This window comes from Fictibacillus nanhaiensis (genome assembly GCF_036213205.1).
Taxonomy (GTDB): domain Bacteria; phylum Bacillota; class Bacilli; order Bacillales; family Fictibacillaceae; genus Fictibacillus; species Fictibacillus nanhaiensis_E.
The window spans coordinates 1-19427 of record NZ_JARMFC010000046.1; the positions used below are offsets into that span (position 1 = coordinate 1).

General features: G+C 34.9%; 22 protein-coding genes. 16 read left to right on the top strand and 6 right to left on the bottom strand.

Annotated elements, in window-relative coordinates:
• Nucleotides 1–146: 146 nt before the first annotated feature.
• Complete coding sequence (locus P4V41_RS21415; protein WP_328087242.1) at nucleotides 147–836, bottom strand: hypothetical protein; 690 nt, start codon at nucleotides 834–836, stop codon at nucleotides 147–149.
• Nucleotides 837–1106: 270 nt separating this feature from the next.
• Nucleotides 1107–1577, bottom strand: coding sequence for a DUF3888 domain-containing protein (locus P4V41_RS21420; RefSeq protein WP_328087243.1), 471 nt, complete (start codon nucleotides 1575–1577; stop codon nucleotides 1107–1109).
• 871 nt (nucleotides 1578–2448) lie between these two features.
• Between P4V41_RS21420 and P4V41_RS21425 the strand changes: the two genes are divergently transcribed.
• Nucleotides 2449–2892, top strand: coding sequence for a JAB domain-containing protein (locus P4V41_RS21425; RefSeq protein WP_328087244.1), 444 nt, complete (start codon nucleotides 2449–2451; stop codon nucleotides 2890–2892).
• Nucleotides 2893–3173: 281 nt separating this feature from the next.
• Nucleotides 3174–3230, top strand: coding sequence for a hypothetical protein (locus P4V41_RS21430; protein ID WP_328087288.1), 57 nt, complete (start codon nucleotides 3174–3176; stop codon nucleotides 3228–3230).
• A 297-nt stretch (nucleotides 3231–3527) separates the two neighbouring features.
• Here P4V41_RS21430 and P4V41_RS21435 read toward each other — a convergent pair whose 3' ends face one another.
• On the bottom strand, nucleotides 3528–4352 hold the full coding sequence (locus P4V41_RS21435) for an STAS domain-containing protein (RefSeq protein WP_328087245.1): 825 nt from the start codon (nucleotides 4350–4352) through the stop codon (nucleotides 3528–3530).
• A gap of 352 nt (nucleotides 4353–4704) precedes the next feature.
• On the opposite strand from P4V41_RS21435, the gene P4V41_RS21440 reads away from it, so the two are divergent.
• Nucleotides 4705–5049 carry a hypothetical protein gene (locus P4V41_RS21440; protein WP_328087246.1) on the top strand — a complete coding sequence of 115 codons (345 nt, stop codon included), beginning with the start codon at nucleotides 4705–4707 and terminating at the stop codon, nucleotides 5047–5049.
• Nucleotides 5050–5108: 59 nt separating this feature from the next.
• Here the strand turns inward: P4V41_RS21440 and P4V41_RS21445 are convergent, their stop codons facing one another.
• A complete protein-coding gene (locus P4V41_RS21445) occupies nucleotides 5109–5513 on the bottom strand; it encodes a MarR family transcriptional regulator (protein WP_328087248.1) in 405 nt (134 codons plus the stop codon).
• Between the two features lie 597 nt (nucleotides 5514–6110).
• Between P4V41_RS21445 and P4V41_RS21450 the strand changes: the two genes are divergently transcribed.
• The 9 genes from P4V41_RS21450 (at nucleotide 6111) to P4V41_RS21490 (ending at nucleotide 13262) form a co-directional block, all read left to right on the top strand.
• Nucleotides 6111–6839, top strand: a complete 729-nt coding sequence (locus tag P4V41_RS21450; RefSeq protein ID WP_328087250.1) for an ABC transporter permease subunit — start codon at nucleotides 6111–6113, stop codon at nucleotides 6837–6839.
• Between the two features lie 21 nt (nucleotides 6840–6860).
• On the top strand, nucleotides 6861–7688 hold the full coding sequence (locus P4V41_RS21455; RefSeq protein ID WP_328087252.1) for an ABC transporter permease subunit: 828 nt from the start codon (nucleotides 6861–6863) through the stop codon (nucleotides 7686–7688).
• Complete coding sequence (locus P4V41_RS21460) at nucleotides 7685–8623, top strand: hypothetical protein (RefSeq protein ID WP_328087254.1); 939 nt, start codon at nucleotides 7685–7687, stop codon at nucleotides 8621–8623. The genes P4V41_RS21455 and P4V41_RS21460 overlap by 4 nt, the downstream gene beginning before the upstream one ends.
• A gap of 14 nt (nucleotides 8624–8637) precedes the next feature.
• The gene (locus tag P4V41_RS21465; protein ID WP_328087256.1) at nucleotides 8638–9621 is read left to right on the top strand and encodes an ABC transporter ATP-binding protein; all 984 of its coding nucleotides are present in this window, start codon (nucleotides 8638–8640) and stop codon (nucleotides 9619–9621) included.
• The gene (locus P4V41_RS21470) at nucleotides 9614–10543 is read left to right on the top strand and encodes an ABC transporter ATP-binding protein (protein ID WP_328087258.1); all 930 of its coding nucleotides are present in this window, start codon (nucleotides 9614–9616) and stop codon (nucleotides 10541–10543) included. Before P4V41_RS21465 ends, P4V41_RS21470 begins: the two co-directional genes overlap by 8 nt.
• A gap of 248 nt (nucleotides 10544–10791) precedes the next feature.
• Nucleotides 10792–11262 (top strand): DinB family protein, encoded by a 471-nt coding sequence (locus P4V41_RS21475; RefSeq protein ID WP_328087260.1) that lies wholly within the window; start codon nucleotides 10792–10794, stop codon nucleotides 11260–11262.
• A 358-nt stretch (nucleotides 11263–11620) separates the two neighbouring features.
• The gene (locus P4V41_RS21480) at nucleotides 11621–11866 is read left to right on the top strand and encodes a hypothetical protein (protein WP_328087262.1); all 246 of its coding nucleotides are present in this window, start codon (nucleotides 11621–11623) and stop codon (nucleotides 11864–11866) included.
• A gap of 795 nt (nucleotides 11867–12661) precedes the next feature.
• Complete coding sequence (locus P4V41_RS21485; protein WP_328087263.1) at nucleotides 12662–12814, top strand: DUF1540 domain-containing protein; 153 nt, start codon at nucleotides 12662–12664, stop codon at nucleotides 12812–12814.
• A gap of 262 nt (nucleotides 12815–13076) precedes the next feature.
• A complete protein-coding gene (locus P4V41_RS21490; protein ID WP_328087264.1) occupies nucleotides 13077–13262 on the top strand; it encodes a Fur-regulated basic protein FbpA in 186 nt (61 codons plus the stop codon).
• Nucleotides 13263–13463: 201 nt separating this feature from the next.
• Here P4V41_RS21490 and P4V41_RS21495 read toward each other — a convergent pair whose 3' ends face one another.
• Nucleotides 13464–13736 carry a hypothetical protein gene (locus P4V41_RS21495; RefSeq protein WP_328087265.1) on the bottom strand — a complete coding sequence of 91 codons (273 nt, stop codon included), beginning with the start codon at nucleotides 13734–13736 and terminating at the stop codon, nucleotides 13464–13466.
• A 330-nt stretch (nucleotides 13737–14066) separates the two neighbouring features.
• Here P4V41_RS21495 and P4V41_RS21500 point away from each other — a divergent pair, with 330 nt between their 5' ends.
• Together P4V41_RS21500 and P4V41_RS21505 are read left to right on the top strand one after the other, a co-directional pair.
• Nucleotides 14067–14624, top strand: coding sequence for a cysteine hydrolase family protein (locus P4V41_RS21500; protein WP_328087267.1), 558 nt, complete (start codon nucleotides 14067–14069; stop codon nucleotides 14622–14624).
• A gap of 568 nt (nucleotides 14625–15192) precedes the next feature.
• Nucleotides 15193–16071 (top strand): zinc-ribbon domain-containing protein, encoded by an 879-nt coding sequence (locus P4V41_RS21505; protein WP_328087269.1) that lies wholly within the window; start codon nucleotides 15193–15195, stop codon nucleotides 16069–16071.
• Nucleotides 16072–16284: 213 nt separating this feature from the next.
• Here the strand turns inward: P4V41_RS21505 and P4V41_RS21685 are convergent, their stop codons facing one another.
• On the bottom strand, nucleotides 16285–16449 hold the full coding sequence (locus P4V41_RS21685; RefSeq protein ID WP_419181343.1) for a Spo0E family sporulation regulatory protein-aspartic acid phosphatase: 165 nt from the start codon (nucleotides 16447–16449) through the stop codon (nucleotides 16285–16287).
• A 609-nt stretch (nucleotides 16450–17058) separates the two neighbouring features.
• On the opposite strand from P4V41_RS21685, the gene P4V41_RS21510 reads away from it, so the two are divergent.
• Nucleotides 17059–17586: a DinB family protein gene (locus P4V41_RS21510; RefSeq protein ID WP_328087271.1), complete on the top strand. Its 528-nt coding sequence runs from the start codon at nucleotides 17059–17061 to the stop codon at nucleotides 17584–17586.
• A 606-nt stretch (nucleotides 17587–18192) separates the two neighbouring features.
• Nucleotides 18193–18651 (top strand): GNAT family N-acetyltransferase, encoded by a 459-nt coding sequence (locus P4V41_RS21515; protein WP_328087273.1) that lies wholly within the window; start codon nucleotides 18193–18195, stop codon nucleotides 18649–18651.
• Nucleotides 18652–19427 lie beyond the last annotated feature (776 nt).

A 19427-nucleotide genomic window follows, 5' to 3' on the forward strand; every position in this document is an offset into this window, starting at 1 on the left:
GGCTCCGTTCTACTCGACTGATCCAAGATGGATTAACGCCTTTTTTATGAAACTTATTGAACAAACGTGCAGGATTGTTCAATAACAAGAAAAAAGTGCTAATTTAAAAACCGCTAAAATAATTGCGGTTTTAATAAAGTGGTAGTTTATTTAGGGAAAGTTGAATTTCCAACTTCAATGAGATCTTGTTCAGAAGGCTTGTAACTTTTCTCACCTTTAAGGCTAACAATGTATTTCAAATCTTCATGGAGAAGTGTAAGTTGATAACCATTCGTAATATTCTCTAAAAATACTTTTTTTCCATTTTTTAGAGTGAATGATGTGTTCGTTCTGTTAGTGTTTTCTAATTTAGTATCAGAATAAGACGTAACCTTGAATTCCAATCTGCCGTTTGATTTGTTATTCGCATAATACCATGATGCGTCATTTTGATTTACACTACCTTGAACATGTGTGACATCGAAAGGGAAATAAGAAGGGACGAGTATTTCCTTATTAAACTTTTTTCTAAAATCTTTAACTGGTTCATTCATAAAGGGATTAGAACCATCGTATACCACATTAATACTTGTTATTTTATCTTTAGAAACGGTTAATTCCCAAATAAAAGCGATCCTTCTGTCAGTGTCTGCTGTTTCTTCAAAATCTCTTTCAAAATAACTAATGATGACCTTTTTGTTTTTTTGGGGAGAAGGTAAAACTTGCTGTCCTTGAAGCGGTGTATTTTCCCTGATTTCTGGAATCTTAGTAGTATGTTCCACCATGGAGTTTGCGGTTTGTTCATCTTTTTTTACAATTGCCATCATAAATTCACCAATTGTATCTTTAGTTTTCATAGAGGGTTCTGCATGAATTAATCTTGGGTCAGCAATCAAGCTAAACATTAACATGATTATCAATATCTTAGTTTTCAGATGAACACCACCATCTAGAAGATTTTTTAGTTAGTTTTCCGATTGGACAATTATTCATACATGCTTTTGTATGCTGCACCTATGTTATTCCACAATCATAGCAGGAATGTGGAATAACATAATTATTTTAAAAGTACGGTGTTGCACCTTTCATGATTTGCAACAAAATAGACCCTAAAAGGGTCTGGTGGTCTAATCCTTATCTGGTGGATTACCATGTTTATATTCTGCTAATTTTATTGCATGTTTGCCTGTATTACCATGAATGAATAAATTAGGATTAACGTTAAAGGTAATAGTATCTTGACCAAAAACGTGGGGATCATTTTGAGAATCTTTACCACCTTTTTGGGTAATAACATTAAACTTAACCATAAATGTAAACTTATATTCTTTATTTGGACGGTTATACTCTTTGATCTCAATAACTTTGTACTTAGGGTTATTCCAATCAAATGCTAAACCATTAATTCCATCGTCATGATAGTAATTCCTAGCCGCTTCCATGATTTCAGGTGAAAAAAGATCTAGAATAAAATTGTTATAAGTAACTTCTTGAGTAATGCCATTTACAAGTTTCTGTTTCTCTTCTGCACTAACCATATTAATGGGTAATAAAAGAGATAAGAGCAATAATACAATAACACTACATTTAAACTTCATAATTTCGCCTCCTATGAATAGATTTTGTTTTTCGATTAATCTTTATTCATAGGAGTAAAATGAAAATACTAATGTGCATTTCGTTGGTAATACACATTAGTATTCATAAATCCTTATTCAACAAAACGTGTACATTTTTTCAAGAAGGAGCGATGCTTTTTTTTATATTAATGCTAGATGAGATTGCTAACAGCAGTGTTTTGTGTATATTTAAATAAATGGATTGAGTTGTAGTTTGATTAGCCAAAAGAGAATCTACTAATATGAGGTCTACCTTTCCGAAATTGATTCAAGAACATGGTGAATCAACTGTATTTGAATCAACATATCTTCTTTTAAAGAGGGATCGGTACAACGCAAAACGTCCTTCTGCAAGCGGTTTAACTCTCTTTGAAACAACAAACTTTCATAATCCAGTAACACGTCATGTCCCTCCCAGAAAATTCAATCCCTTTACCATACCCCATTCCATTAAACGTAAACGAATCTCTTTTAGACTCCGTGACTAACCATATAGGAACGAAATACTTACAGACGCAAATTCTTCAAGTTGACCTTTTTCTAGATCCGTTCAACCCCAGTAAAAGATCCTTATTACGCAATGAAAGGAAGAGCGCTTTCTCCCTCTTTGTATATAAGTTAAACAATTGTTTAAGTAATAGGTTCCAAGTAAGACCACCATCTTTTCCTCTTTGTTCTCTTCATTGTAAGTCTTCACGCATAAGAGAAGTAAAGGGATGCTTTCCGTCCCTTCAAGCAAATTTTGTGAACTTTTTTATGAAAAAACTTGCACAAACTTCAGAGTCCCTTGACTTTCTTTTCGTAAAGAACTTTAACGCTTTCTCAAACAAAGAGAGGAGCTGTTAAAGCTATGGAGAAAATGTACGAAATTCAACAGATCAAGCAAGTAATCAAGGAGGTGGAGGGAAGTGAGAAACACATGGTACGCTCACCCATCGACGCCGCTGTCGTTGCAGCAGAAATCATTGGAGATGAAGACCGTGAAGTGTTTCTCGTGATGTGTCTCAATACCAAAAATCGAATCGTCGCGGTCCATCGATGCCATGTAGGGTCACTAGCTGCAAGTATCGTTCATCCGCGGGAGGTATTCAAGTCAGCCATACTTAACAACGCGATGTCGATCATCGTGTCTCATCAACATCCTTCAGGAGACACGACCCCTTCAAGAGAAGACATCGAAGTTACAAGACGCTTGGTCGAAGCAGGGAAAGTACTTGGCATTGAAGTACTAGACCACTTGATCGTGAACGCACACGCTGAATACACAAGTCTAAAAGAAAAGGGCTATCTGTAACTCCTACGAAGAGGAAAGAGCGAACTTCGTTCTTTTCTCTTTTTACATACTATCAATATCATTGAAGTATAAAATAATATATATGTTGACATATACAACGTTGTATATAAAAGCGAAGAAAACAAGCTGAGTTACAAGGCGGTTCATTCTATTTTATGCAAAAAAAAGAAAGGTTTTTGTGATATAATGAAGAGAACAGCTACATATGCAGGGTGGGCAGTGGCAATCCCCTAAGAAAGGGGGTGTCGCTGATGGTTACTGTTTCTGATACACTAACACTCATGATCTCTTTTGCAACACTGATCGTTGCAGTAATCGCGGTTACGACAAAAAAGTAACCCACCCTGCTGGCCGCTGGTGATAGGTTACTTTTTTGTATCTCTATTTACTTAAAGCCACTGCACTTCTTGCAGAATAGCTGTTATGGGGGTATCGGTTGGTGGCCGATGCTCCCTTTTTATACTATGTTCTTTATAGCTCTATTATAAACCTTTAGTCCAACTTTTTCAATCAACCTATAGTATGGGGTGCATTATAAAAGCATCTAACCTCTTTCATAAGCATGTAAGAATACTTTTATATCATCCTAGACATCATACAAAGAGTTTTATGATTAGACAGGCAAAATGAATTAATTATTTATTGATTGATTCGAAAGCATGGTGAAGACTAGCGTAAGTGGACAAATCTTTGAAGTTTATCCCTAATAACACCATCGTTTGAGCAATCTCAGAACGAATACCTGATAAATACACCGTTATCCCAATCAATCTTAAAGCTTCCATCACTTTGAAAATCTGATCGGCTACCATCGTATCAATGACCGGCACACCAGATAAATCCATAATCACGTGTTCCAGATCATACGCTATGCTCTGCGTTAGTGCTTTATCCATCAATTCATTCGCTCTTTTCGTGTCGATATCACCTACAAGAGGTATGACACCAATTGATTCAGTGATCTTAATTACAGGTATGGATAGTTCAAGAGCAGTTGCTTCTGCAGCACCAATACGAATGGAATACATGCGGTTGTATGAGAGACTCAACCAATGAACCGCACGGTCGACCACTGAATCAAAACGAGTCAACACTTCATACAAGAGCTCGAGTGAAAAGTTCTGAGAGATGGCTTCATCTTTGATGATCTCTCCGATAGTATTTCGATAAAAGCGAACTTCTTCTATAGCTGTATCTAATGGGAGTGACATCTCTACAAGTAGATTTACAGTGTCATTGCCCCATTCCTTCAAGTTTTCATAAGAAGTCTGAATGTCTTCTGATATAGAATCCGCATAGATTTTAATGAGTCTGATACGCCACAAAAGGAGTTTTTCGTTGTTGATCTTGGAATAAACGTTTTCATCTGCGATAAAACGTTGATCCGCTAGCACTTCCATCTGTTTAAAGATACGATCGGTGATGCAATTTAATTGTTCATAGTACAGTGAGGTGCTCAAATCAACTTCCTCCTAAAACTTTATTCATTTCATTTATTCTATCATAGATTGTTAAACAGGCATAAATGAAACATTAATTATGTGTAATAGTGGATGATTTACATTAAAGAGTACCACGACAAAAAGACAAAGAAGGCAGGAACATGCTCCTGCCTTCTTTGTCTTATATATGAAATAGGGGGTCAGACCTAACATGATTCGTGTGACTCACTAAGAAAGTGTGTGTCTTGATAAGATTTTTTTGGCTCATGACTTTTAGAAAAATGACCATTTGTTCAAACAGGTGAACATAATTGCACCAAAAGTATATGATAGATAGTCTCTTTAGAGACATCAAGGAAGAGGTGTATATTTGAAGTTATACTTTTGGTTTTTCTTATTGATATGCACTTACAACGTATTGTGGATTGATATGAGCGATGTTCGAGAGCTGATTGAACTTGCTATAACTACGATTGGTCTTTTAGGGGTGTACGGTTATGTGTACAAAAAAGAGATCTTTCGAAAGATCTTTTGGAAGATATTCTTTGTGTTTGATCTTCTTTACACCATCCGTTTTGCATATGTGGTATCAAGAGAGAAGTTAATGATTCAATCACATGTTGAAATCTTATATCCTGCTCTGGTCGTATTCATTTTTCTCTTCATCTATTTTAGAACTCTCTATAAGTATGCATTCAAAGAAAAAGGTAGATAACAAAGAATGAAGAGTACCAGGCTTCGGTACTCTTTCTAAAGTTTGTAAAAGATATGAGATTATGAACCATTCAGTTTATTCAGCAGATTATTAAAGGTATGTATTTCTTCTTTCGTTAAAGGGTCTTCTATAGTGCTAATGATCGTATGTTGTTTTTGTTGTAATTCACGTGCAAGTAATCTGCCGCTCTCAGTGAGGCTAACGGTGACAACACGTCTGTCTAGATGGTTGTACGTTCTCTTTATCAATTCTTTTTTTATGAGCTTATCAGTTAGTGCTGAAACAGAAGGAGGTGAAACATTCATTTTATGTGCGATCTCTGTTATGCTCATGTTTTGATGTTTTAAAAGGACCAACAACGTATCAATTTGCTTAATCCCGAGTTTTTCTCCCTCTGTGATAGCCCCTTTAATGCTTTCAACAAGTTTATATAAAACAAAAAGATCGATGGGCTCCTTCTTCAATGCAATTCCTCCTTACACATATGACTCCTGAAAAAAATATTACGTATTACGGTATATTATAGTTCAACTAAGAAAGCATGTGTTGTATTTTTAAGATTTACAGATTTCAGGTCATAAAACTTTCCCAAGTAAACCTTTTAACCCAATAATTTATAATGATTCTTTATCTATTTTTATTACTAATTCATCGCCGATAGTCAGGTATCGGCGATGAATTAGGTTATTCCTGATGTCAATTTTAAACTTGTAGACAAAGTATCTCTCTACAAGTTTAAGTTTTTTTGTACTTTAAAAAGGTAAACTGTTCAACTATACCAGTGGTTGAAGTGGATTCGTCCTTTTAAAAAAGGTGAACTTTAATTAAAAAATTTTTGAATGATTTTAATATATACAAACGTCAAATACATTGAAAGGAGATATCTGGAAATTGATAAGTGCCGAGTAATACTTTTGCAGTATTAACATTACAAAGTTGAATATTGGAGGTGTGAGATGTATTTTTCTTTCCGTAACTATACAAAACGGTTAAGTTCAACTTTCCTGGGAATTCTGCTTATTAGTTTTCTTCCTTCTCTTTTATTCGGAGTGAACACTCACATGCAAGAGAAGGTATGGGTGTACACGATGTATACACAACAAGGAAGTCCGATGAACCGAGATGTTTTCCCTGAAATCTTCAACAAATTCTTTTACTCTATGACGATTTTTTTTGTGGCACTTGTTGTTGGATTGATGGTCGCTCTTGTTCTAACGTTCTCAACTACTATGCTTCCGAAAGCATTCCAGCGTTTCATTCAAAGTTTTTTGTCCTTTTTAGAATCGTTTCCTGACCTTTTCATCGTGGTTGTCTTACAAGTGTTATTCGTATACATCTACAAGAAGACGGGAATTTTACTTTATTTTTATAACGACTATGACAACCCGATCTATATCCTTCCTATCCTCGTTCTCTCTATTGTACCGACCATTCAATTGTTCAAGCTCTCATTGCTGTTGATGAAAGAAGAACAAGACAGGTTGTATGTAACAGTAGCACGCTCAATGGGTCTAAGTAAGTTTTATATCTTACTAAAACATGTATTTAGAAACATTCTGACGAGTCTTTTGCAATATTCAAAAACCATCTTTGTCTTCATGCTCTCAAATTTGTTCATTGTGGAATATGTCTACAACTTAAATGGAATCATGCATGTCCTGCTTTATATGAAAGGCCTTGTCTTCTTAGTAACCGCTTTAATTATTGCTCTACCTTTTTCCGTGCTCTTTGAAATTTCCGATAACTATAATGCCAACGTAAGACAACGGATCCAAAAAGAGGCAGCATAAAAAATGTGAGGTGAGGAATTGATGTACTTTTCCATTCATAGCTACTTTAAAAGACTTAGGGCCACTATCTTAGGAGTTCTTATACTAAGTATCCTTCCACCACTTGTATTTGGAATAAATACACAACTAGAACCGGAAGTATGGTTGTATACAATCATTGGATTGCCAGAGCCATATCCTATTTTTCCGGAGATTTATGAAAAGTTCTTATATTCTATGACCATTTTCTTTTCTGCTTTACTTCTCGGGCTGCTAAGTGCAATGATCCTAACCTTTACTACTTCGTTGCTTCCTCGTTTTATTCAGCGTATGATTACTCATCTTTTGACTATTTTAGAGTCTTTGCCGGATTTATTTATCGTGGTGGTGCTGCAAGTTTTTGTTGTATATCTTTACAAGCAGACGGGAGTCGTCATCTATTTTTATAACGATTACGAAAATCCGATCTATTTACTGCCCATTCTGGTACTGTCATTCGTGCCAGCTATCCAGTTGTTTAAGATTACATTCTTATTAATGAGAGAAGAACAGCACAAATCCTATGTGACGGTAGCTCGAGCTCTGGGGCTTGGCCGTTTTTATATCATGATGAGACATGTCTTTCGAAACGTGTTGTCAAGTTTATGTCAGTATTCAAAGACCATTGTCGTGTTTATGCTCTCAAACCTGTTCATCGTTGAATATGTATACAATTTAAACGGTCTCATGTATCTATTAATGAACACTAAGGGCGGTGCAGCTTTTTTAGTTACTGCCATGTTTATTGCGATCCCTTTTTCTGTTCTTTTTGAGTTGGCGGATAACTTCAAGATGGCGAGTAATAACGATAATAAGGAGAGTGCGGCATGATTCTTAAACTAGTAAAACAACCGCAATTTGTCATAGGGTTCCTTTTTATACTAAGTTTATTGTTCCTGAGTTTTTATTGGCCAAGTCTTTTTAATGTAAATAAAGCAGAATCTTTAAAGCTAATGGAATTTATGTATGATGAGAATGGAGCAATCACGGGCAGTATACCCTTTTCTCCTTCTGAGGTACCCCCGTTCGGGACCGACGTAACAGGTAGGCAACTTTTTTATCAGATTCTTGATGGAGCTAAGTACACGCTGATCATAACTTTTGGCGTCGCCTTCTTTAGGATTTTTCTTTCAGTCGTTATTACTTTAATAAACCCAAAAGCGAACTACTCCTTTTTGAACGATCTTGTTTCCGCGACACTCACAATCCCTACAACAATATTAGCTTATATATTTATGACTTCACTCATGATGAAGAACACCATAGAACCCATGGGTTTAACAAAATTAATCATTATTCAGGGTTTAATCTTAGTTGGAATCGGCATACCACCTTTAATTTCAACGTTTTCAGGTGAGATTAAATCGATTCTGAATTTAGATTATATAAAAAACACGTTCGCGTTAGGAGCAAAAAAACCATATGTCTATTACAGACATGTACTTCCAGAGCTCTCAACCCGATTGATTCTTTTATTCGCACAACAGATGATACAAGTTTTAATACTCCTTGCACATCTGGGTGTATTGTCCATATTCATCGGAGGTGCACAAACTTTGATGTTAGGAGATATCTTTAATCTGACACCCAAAGATATCCCGCTCGCCGGTGAATGGTCTGGCATCATAGGGATGTCATTTACAAAACTACAAACTGCTCCATGGGCCATCTTAATACCTCTTTCCTGTTTTGCTGTAACAATCTTCGCCCTTAATCTGATCATTCAAGGTGTTCAACACGGTGTAGAAGAAACGCGTAAACTTTAAGTGGAGGTGCTCAAATGAACCAGCATATTCTAGAGATCGAAAAGTTAAAAGTGTCATTTAAAAAGAAGAGTGAACAACATATAGCGGTAAACGAAGTAAGTCTACAAGTAGAAAGAGGTCAGACGGTAGCTCTTATTGGAGAATCTGGTTCAGGGAAAAGCATCACATCTCTTTCTGTTCTAAACCTCTTACCTGTAAACGGGTTCGTCGAGAGTGGATCTATACGCTTTGACGGCAAAGAGTTGCTCACCTATTCCGATAAAGAAATGAGAAAAATTAGAGGTAACGAGATATCTATGATTTTTCAAGACGCCATTGCGTCTTTGAATCCAGGAATGAAGGTCGGTATACAAATAACAGAAGGCCTCAGATATCATAATCTCATACCTAAACCTGATCTTAAATCTGAAGCGCTACAACTGCTCGAGCAAGTGGGTTTTAATAATCCTGCTCATGTCTATCATCAATATCCTGAACAACTCTCAGGAGGAATGAAGCAGCGTATCTTAATCGCAATGGCGATGTCATGTAAGCCAAAACTCATTATAGCTGATGAACCAACTACGTCACTCGATGTTACGATACAAAGGCAAGTTCTTGATCTAATCGATCAATACAAAACTGATCTAAGTGCCTCAGTCCTCTTGATTACACATGACTTTGGTGTTGTAGCAGAATATGCGGATTGGGTTTATGTGATGTTAGGTGGGCATATCGTAGAGTCTGCAGATGTTTATACCATTTTCAAAAATCCTATGCATCCATACACAAAAGCGTTGATCGGAAGTATTCCGAACCCCAGCAGTGGTCAAGAACGTTTAAAAAGTATCCAGGATTATCCGTTGGAAAGTGTGAGTAATGACGGTAGGAGATTTGCCCCTGATACCTACACCAAGGAAAGTAGTTTCTTTGATACTCCTTCTTCTTTAATTGAAGTAGAACCGCTTCATTATGTTCGTTTTTATGATGAAGAAAGGAAGGTAACTGCTATTGGATAATCTACTTTTAAAGGCTCAAAATCTATCAAAATATTTTACAGACAGCTCAGGGATTCAAAAAGCAGTGGACGGTGTTTCTTTAAATATTTACAAAGGTGAAACTCTAGGAGTTGTTGGCGAGTCAGGTTCAGGAAAAACAACGCTAGGCAGAACAATTATGCGATTATATAAGCCGGAGCACGGACAAATTTGGTTTGAAGAAAAAGAGATAACTAGACTTAATGAAGGAAAGCTTCGCCCTTATCGAAAAGACATTCAAATGATTTTTCAAAACCCATACGAATCGTTAAGTCCTCGTATGACCGTTGGTGAGATCCTTGAGGAACCATTGTATATCCAAAAGATAGGAACAAAAAAAGAGCGAACAGATAAAGCACTCAGCATGTTAGAAAAAGTAGGACTCCCTAGAACTTCGTATAATAAAAGAATCCACGAATTCTCTGGTGGGCAGCGTCAGAGAATCGGAATTGCTCGTGCATTGATGCTCGATCCTAAGTTCATTATTGCAGATGAACCTGTCTCCGCACTCGATGTATCCGTTCAAGCACAGGTGTTGAATCTATTAAAAGATCTTCAGACTGAACTAGATCTAACCTGTTTGTTCATCTCTCATGATCTTGGCGTTGTTCATTATATGAGTGACCGTGTAGCCGTCATGTACCTTGGCCATCTGATTGAATTGGCCCCAAAAGATGAATTGTACCGAAATCCGATCCACCCTTATACGAAATCTCTTTTATCATCCATTCCGATCGCAGATCCTGAGCGCCGGAACGCATACAGAGAACCGATCATTCTGCCAGAGAAACCGCTCTATCCGCCACAGTTGATACATGTTGGTAACGAGCATTACGTATCTGCGAACATGATTAACATTAAAGAATTCGAAATCAATAAAGATGAAAAGTTAATGCGTATTTAAAGGTAAATTAAATCTAAAACATACTATAATCAAAGTTAGTTTCAGATAAAATATTGCTTGTAAAGGGAAGCTGCCTGAGAGGTGGCTTTTTTCAGTAAAGAACGTATTCTTGTTAAAGGATAGGGGGGGATTTTGTTCTCCTAAGTAATCCAAACTTACTAAAATTTCACATCATTTAGGAGTAAAAATTCCAAAAGAAACGTTCCAAACGGTATAATCAACACATGAATTATCGGAGGTGGAACATTTTGAATGCAAAAGATCTGCTAGTCATAAATTTGAACGAAGTAAGAAGACGAAGTATTAAAGTCTGGACGTCAATTCCTCAAGAAAAACTCCATTGGAAGCCAGATGAAGAAGCGATGAGTTGTATAGAGATGATACGACATGTGCTTGAAAGCGAGCATTACTACCACCTGGCTATTCAGAACAGAGGAAGTATAGCTATCTTCGACTCTCCGTTTGAAAACAGACCCTACACCAATGTGATGGAAGAATTGGTTTTTGCGGAGACTTACCGAGATGAATTTTTACAAACGGTACAGTCCTTTTCTGAAGAAGAGTTATCTGAGATAAAGATTGACCGTTCTGAATCAGGCTATATACGAGAGCTAGGGGATATGCTGCTCAGGATCGCTTATCACGAATCTGTACATACCGGTCAATTATTGGATTATTTAAGATCAGCGGGTGTAAAACGAGTACGTATATGGGATTAGAGTAATAAGGATATGTAGAGAAAGATGTAAGTGAATTAAAACAATTGTTTAACTAACCAGTTGAGGTAAATTATTTATGGTTGAAATTTGATGTTCAAATCAAGATACGTAAAAGAAAAAAAGTAGATACATCTCAAATACTCACCATCAAAACCTCAAAGTCAAAAGATATCGCTCCCTCTTTGTCCATTTAGTGTAATCATTTACTCATGAGAAGCGTAAAGGGATGCTTGCCGTTACTCTTTAAGCAAACTTTGTGAACTTTTATAAAGCGAAAACTTACACAAACTTCAAGTCCCTTGACGATTCTTTTCGTGTAATGATTTTCTCTTCTTTAACAAAGAAGGGAGAAGATCAAATGAAGATTACAGTTCATGAAGTGAAGATGGAGAATTATCAACATCTAAGTGATGAGGTGTTACTACAGAGAAGTAGAGAAATTACACGTAAGCTCACTTATCTGCTAGGGTTAAGCTGGGATTTAGACGGGCAAGAAAGACAAAACGTAGAAGTTGAGATGGAAAGACTAAACCTCGAAGATATGAAGATTCATGCGGTGCTTAGCGCGAGAGAAAATCGACCAGATACAGAACATCGTTATTAAGAAAGCGGCAGGGATTCTTATGAATCCTTGCTGTTTATAGAGTTACTTAAAGCATCCTGTTTACATGTTCTCCAAAGGGTTAATAAAGAAGCGTTTAAGCTATTGATGACTTATTGGACGAGAAACCAATCTTAACAATAGAAGAAAAGAAAGATATCTTGATAAGGTGAAAAACCTGTTAAAAAAGTAGATAATAGAGATTATTGTTTGGATCTCTAAAAAAAACTCAGTGTACTCCGTGATCAAACGAGTTTGTTCGTGGAGTACACTGACCCCGATGGGGGTGAATCATGTAATGAGAGGGGGAGAGCGTATTCTCACCCTTTTTTATCTGTGTTTAACAGGTGTTTAAGCAGTTGGTAGTACCAAGTAAGAACCTCAACTCGCACTTTTGTTCTCACATTGTAAGTCTTTATTGATCAGAGGAGTAACCAAAAAGTAACTCGCCCTGCTGGCTGCTCTAATGAAAGGTTAATTTTTGTATGTACTTTTACTTAATGCCGCTGCATGTCTTGCAGAATTACTTATGGCGGATCGGTAAAGTGCCTATGCGCCTTTTTATACAATGTTCTATTTAGCTAAAAGATAATTTTTTTCGAGTAAGGGTTAAATAATCTTATCAGACTTAGACATTTCTGTATTTTGATTTCTACTTAATTAAAATGATGAGCTATGCCGTTTGAACAAGGAAGTACACAGAAGATTGAAGGTGAAATTATTTTATTGTTAAATATCGCTTTTACAAATATTGAAAAGGGGTATACTTGGAATATTAATAGAAGGGAGGTAAAAGTCATGGCACAAGATGTATTATGTGAAGTAAATAACTGTGTATATAATGAGAAAGGTAACAGATGCGGTGCTTCTCAGATTTATGTAGTTAGTAACACGGGAAATAAAGCGGACTCTAGTGATGAAACAGATTGCAAGACATTTAAGCGACAATAATCATTAAGGATAAAACAGCCTCTAGCCAGGCTGTTTTTATTTTCATACACTGTCATCCGCCGAGAATGATAATCACTTTCAATTACATTATATCCAATTTTGATTTTAAATACAACCCATTATATTGTATCTATGTTTAAAAGATTGGGCTTGATATAGGTCATTCAATCTAAGCATTTCATCCAACCTAGAGTTACTAACTAAGTTATTGAAATTTTAAAGATAATCAATTAAAATGAAATTGATAATCATTATCAATTAGGTGGGTGATAACATAAATACTGCAGATTTTTCACATAGCTCACAATATAAAGAGTATATAATTGCGACATTGTTACAGCTGGGTGTTTATAAAAGAGATGGAAAACAGCTATACGAGCTTTCTTTTAGTGAGCTTGAGGAAACATATATTAATGAACTGGATAGATTAGATGTCTGTAAAATATAAAAAGGTGTTATAACGATGATCAAGAAAACGGATAATCTTTAAAGGGAAAACATGAAAAACACCACAAAGATAAAAAACATTCGAGGTATTGAGTTATGTTTAGAGGTAACACATACATTCAAACAGCCTATCATTAAAAATAAGAAAAGATTAAACTTCTTTAAAAAACAGGCTCTTCACGATACATGAAGAGCCTGTTTATTAATGTATTTTGAATTTTTTTCTCGTTTTCTCTGTATTCTGATTTGTAAGATGCGTATGTGCGGCTAACAAATTATTAAGGATATAGCCGTATTCAGTGTCTATATTTTTATCCTGTTTTTGTAGATTTAAGATCATGATCATATTCCTAAATAGCAAGTCACATGTGAATTTTAGATCGTGTTTATCAGAAGTTACTTTCCCCATATATATATGGTATTGAAGTTCTTCACACAATTTTGAAAGTTTATCAAGTTTATGGTACTTGTTCATATTTTCACCTCCTTGTGTAATGAATATGAACAGGTGATCGTTTTCATTATTACTTTCTTATTTACAATTTTGCCTATGAGGTATTCTCTCGTGAGCTTCATGGGGTTTTTTATCAATAGGTATCGAGGAAAGAATAGCTGACATATTAACTGAAAAGTAAAGGGGTATAAAGTTGTAAGAAGGAGTATTGTACTTTTTTCTTGAATATTTACTAGGCGGGATATTAAATGCGAGGATATTACTTTCTAGATTCATAGATGCACGGTGAAAATGGGGAGACATTAGGATATCTGGAGCAAGATTAAAAGATAGTGTAAAGGAGTTTTTTTATTGCAACAAGCTTTATTAGTTATTGATGCGCAACAAGAGTTAATTGAGGGTAATGAAAATGAACAAAGTGTTTTCAACAAAGAAGAACTTATACAAAATATTAACTTGGTTATCAACAAAGCAATTACATCTAATTCTTTAGTGGTATTTATAAGAGATAAAGACGTAGCTGAAGGCAGAGGTACAGGATTTCAAGTACATAAGGACATTAATGTGCCTACTGATTCGATAATCTTTGATAAAGAAGCAACAAATTCATTTTATGGAACGCCATTGTTAGAGTATTTGAAAGAAAGAATGATTGAACACTTAGTGATTATGGGGTGTAAGACAGAACACTGTATAGACACTGCGGTAAGGACTGCAACCGTAAATAACTTTGATGTCACTTTGGTTCAAGATGGACATTCGACGACTGATTCTTCAAGTTTAGGAGCTGAGCAGATTATCAAGCATCATAACGAAATACTTGATGGTCATTTTAATGTTGATCATTTTTCGGATGTTAGAAGTGCTAACGATGACTTATTTTCACCTAGACATAATAGTTATCGATAAGTGAGCTCCATTCTTCTACACAATTTGGAGCAATCACAGAGATTGATGGATGTAATTTGCAGCAACATACGATCAGACCGTAATAAAATAATTACTGAATCGTGGCATGGAATCGCTGTTTCAGCTTGTAGACCAAGTATCATGTCTACAAGCTTTTTTATTGTAGCTTGAAAAAGGTAATCCATTCCAATACACAGGGTATCAGTACGAAAACGTAACAGACTACTATTTGAAGAGGCGTTTCTATCATTCTGAACAAGAAAGTATTCTATCTTCTATTGAATAGTGTACGAATAGGTTTATTAGTATTGAAAAAAGTAGAAGGTTTATTTAACAAAAAAAGAGATACGAATATTGAGGTTTTATACATTCAATTTGATTTTTAATTGATTTGAAATAATACTTGGGAAAATTAACTTTTAAGTACACACTTTATCAGGTTGTTTTTGATACTATTTTCCCAAGTACTTAACTTTCAATAATAGGTATAATTAATTATAAATACTTTACAAACTAGTAAATATGAATTATTTCTAACGTAATTATTAATGAATTTGAAGGTGAAGCTATGAACTCAAAACCATTAATCTCTGAAAAACTGTTATTGCAATGGCATCCCACAAAAAATAAAGGAATAGAATCACATCAAACAACGTATGGCAGCTATGAGTACATCTGGTGGATCTGTTCTAGAGGACACGAATGGGGTGCAACCATTCGGGAGCGTTATAAGAAAAATCTTGATTGTTCGGAATGTTTAAGGGAAGAGAGAGCTCTTAAGAGAGGAAATAGGACAGGAGATTTTCAAACCACTTATTTAAGTGAAGTTGATCCTGAACTCGCACTTCAGTGGCATCCTACGCTTAACCTCAAAAACACCACAGACAAAATAGACGCTTATGAAGATTGGCCCAAAAGATGGTGGATGTGCAATAGAGGACACGAGTGGGAAGAAACGGTTAAAAATCGAGTACATAACCTTAAAAATGTTTGTGTATATTGTTCAGATAAGAAAGCAAATGAGGATAACTGTTTAGCTACTATCCACCCGGAACTCTCTAAAGAATGGTTTACTTCAGTTAACAAAAAGAGTGCTTCTGAGGTGGTTCATAACTCGAACGAAGAGGCAACTTGGAGATGTGAAAAAGGGCATATCTGGAGTGAGAGGGTACGCCAAAGGGTAAAAAATCAATCAAAGTGTCCAGAGTGTACAAAGTTTTACAACTCTCTTTATAATTTGTATCCAGAAATTTCAAATGAATGGCATCCCACTCGAAACACTTTTCTTTTTTCTGAAAGATCTAATACACCAAAGGAGGTTTCCGTTACTTCATTTAACAACGTATGGTGGTTATGTGAAAAATGCGGGGAGGAATACACGGCTAGGGTACGAGACCGAGTAAATGGATTAGGGTGTAAGGTTTGTTTAAAAGGGAATTACCGATAGGTATGAAGTTAATACTGTAAGGTCTTAGAACTTCTTGAATAGTAATACAGAATTCATACGAAAGAAAATAGCTTGTGAAGTAATTGTGTTGTCTCTTACAAAAAACTAACTATTTTAGAAAGCGCTTACCATTAAAAAGGTACTAATAGATGAACGATAATTTTAGGTAATAACCATTTATAGGGAAGGATTTAATTTATAGATTTACAAGATTTAGTTTTTATAATGCTTTAATTGGAATAAGGAAATGAGTCTATCTAATTCTTGGCTTTTACGTACCAATTCAGGATCTGATAAACAATCCATGTTGTATGATATATTTATCAATTCATCTCTTAAATTATCAATTTTTCTTATTAACTGCTCACATGTATACATTTTATCATCCAATCTATATGAAACTAATAAAAATGATTATACAAGGAACCACAAAATTTGGAAATAGGCAACAAGTAAGTTATAAAATTCAGATTTTTAGGGGCTTTAGAATAGAAAAAATAACATGAGGGATTATGAATCATCATTTTTCCCTATAAGTTATTAATAATAAGTGAATGTTGTATAAGAGGGTACGAGTTTGGTGAAAGTAATGATAACACTATCATTTTTTTAGGAACTGAAATGAAAAAATAGACTGTGAAGTTAAGCGGATGTATTAGAAAATATCATTTTGATTTTATTACCTTTATAGATTGATCCTCATTATCATATAAGATCCTTTACTTCACGATTAAATATACGAGCATTTATTTTAATTCAAATGGTAGGTAGCCTTTGTGCTACCTATTTTTTTACGAATAATTGAAGGAGTTATATTCCAATAAGTATTGATTAAATCCAAGGATTTAGTCTTCATTGCATTACAATCATACTAGTAGAAAAATAATATTAATTATCAGTGCTGTATTCTCTCTTTTTAGGGAATAGAAAATCAATGTTAATTATCAATTTAATCTATGTTGCGACTAACGTAGGGAGTGAAGCCTAATGAACTTGAAACTTATTGATATTTTTCGTATGGAATTTCAATTTAGTTGGAATAAAGAGACTTGGTTTTTACCCTTAGATGCTGCTCTACAGGGTTTGCATGAAACCGATGTGAGCTGGCAACCTCCTGGAGGAGGTAATACCATTAGGCAGATAGTAAACCATCTCAACTTTTATAATAATCTGCTTATTCAACAACTCATTGACACTTCGCCAAAAGAAGCGTCATCTTTTAACAATGCTTCATTTGGAGATATCGGAGAAACAGCTGATTCTAAATGGAAGGCACTCATGGCTGTAAATTCATTCGAAGAAATTGGAGAGTCAAAAGATTGGAAGATGATCTTGTCAGAAACTAGCCTTACTTGTGAGAAATTAGGAGATACATTATCTGGTTTTGACAACAGCAGCCTTACCGACGAGCATGTAGGTCTTCTTTCTCGTCAAATTTTACACAATGTGTACCATGTTGGACAAATTGTATACATTCGTAAACTACAAGGTTCTTGGCCAAAGGAACGCCAATAATCAAGTAGGGTAGTAGGAAATTAATTACTTTAGAGTGTGTAAATTGAAAGTCTTCAACGAAACTAATTTATGTCTAAGATAGAAGTGAAATCGATTAAAGAATCAATTAGATTGTCAAGAGGATTTGATTATACTGGAGCAAGTTACTATAAAATCCTAACTTAATGGGTTTACTTATTCATCTCTTACATAGTAAATTCTACATCAATCTTCAACGTCACTCTTACCTACTGTATCCCTTATCTCCCAATTGGAAATATACACTTTCTGCTCGTTCAATATTGAAAAAGGGATTTATATACATTACAGAGAAAAAGTTATAATCGCGATTTTCTTAGAAAGGTGCAATTGGGGGTGTTATTCCGCAATCGGTTGCATTATTAAAGTAAAGAAGTACATGGTTATAACATAGTATGTAAGTACGTGAATGCATTCTTCGTTTTAAAAAAGAAAGAGAATAAGTGTAAAATTTAATAAAGAAGGTGCAGACAACAAGCGGTGGAACTGTAAATTACGGAATTCAGAATAGTTTTTTTAACAAGACACAGTACATCTCAAGTTCTGGTCTGATAGACTTGTTTTCTAAAAATATAAGAGGTGTAACAAATGGCTATATGGACTAAAGAAGGTTTTTCTATTTCTACTAATAAAGAATTTTTAGATATAGATCTGATTTTTCATTTCTTAAGTTTAGATGCTTATTGGTCAAAAGGCATACCGAAAGAAACTGTGATTAAATCTATCATGAACACCCACTTATGTTTTGGGGTTTATAAAGGTGAATTGGGTAAGCACTCTGTTGAACAAGTTGGTTTTGCTAGGGTAATAACCGACTTAGCCACATATGCTTATTTATGTGATGTGTTTGTAAAGCCTGATTATCGTGGGCTAGGATTATCAAAATGGTTAATGAATATCATTACTGCCTATCCCGAACTCCAAGGTATTCGCAGGTTTATGTTAGCTACAAACGATGCACATCTGCTATATCAAAAATTCGGATTTGAGCAGATAAATAACCCAGAACTATTTATGCAGAAAGTTCATAAAGCTCCATATCAATAATTATGTTACACGCAATAATGATTTATTAAAGGAAGTCTCTATAAACTTAGTTAGGTAGAAGTGGTAATGGATTAATTTTAGTTTGAAAAATTCAGGGGACAGGTAAAGAATGTATCTGTGTAGTTCAAAGGGTACGATAACAAGTTATATATCATAAATGCACATCTGATTATATGAAAATTCTTTAATTTACACCTGTTGGTGAGTGATAGGAAGTTACAAGAAAATCTCGTATACATATACAACTGCAATAAATACAACTGGAATTAAATAGATAAAGCCAATAATGAGGTAATCCCATTTATTCAAACAAAACACCCTCTTTTTTAATTAGGGTAGTTAGTATGTATCTAGTAATACTATTATATTCGCAGTTGTGGGGAGTAAATGAAAAGCCAATAAAAAAGCCAGAGCAAAGCTCTGGTCAAAGGGGTAAAGAGGCTGTCCATATAGACTTCGAATAACTAAAACTGAATAGGGGGATTGTTAGGAATTGATTTATGTTCAAGCTCCCAGAAATTCTTAATTATTTTCTAAGCATAGCATATGGGCTATGCTTTTTTTATTTGTTTCTAACAAACTATGGTCAGATGCTCTATATGTAGTAATGATAATTTAGAGAAAGTGAGTTGGAGCAATTGCCTGTTAAGAAAAAAATGGACTCAGTTTTAAGGTTCTTAGACATATAAGCGTTAAAAGGATAGCAAGATAACATTGAAATATATGTCATTATTAACATATATAATAATATATAATATAGGCGTGGTTAAAGGTTC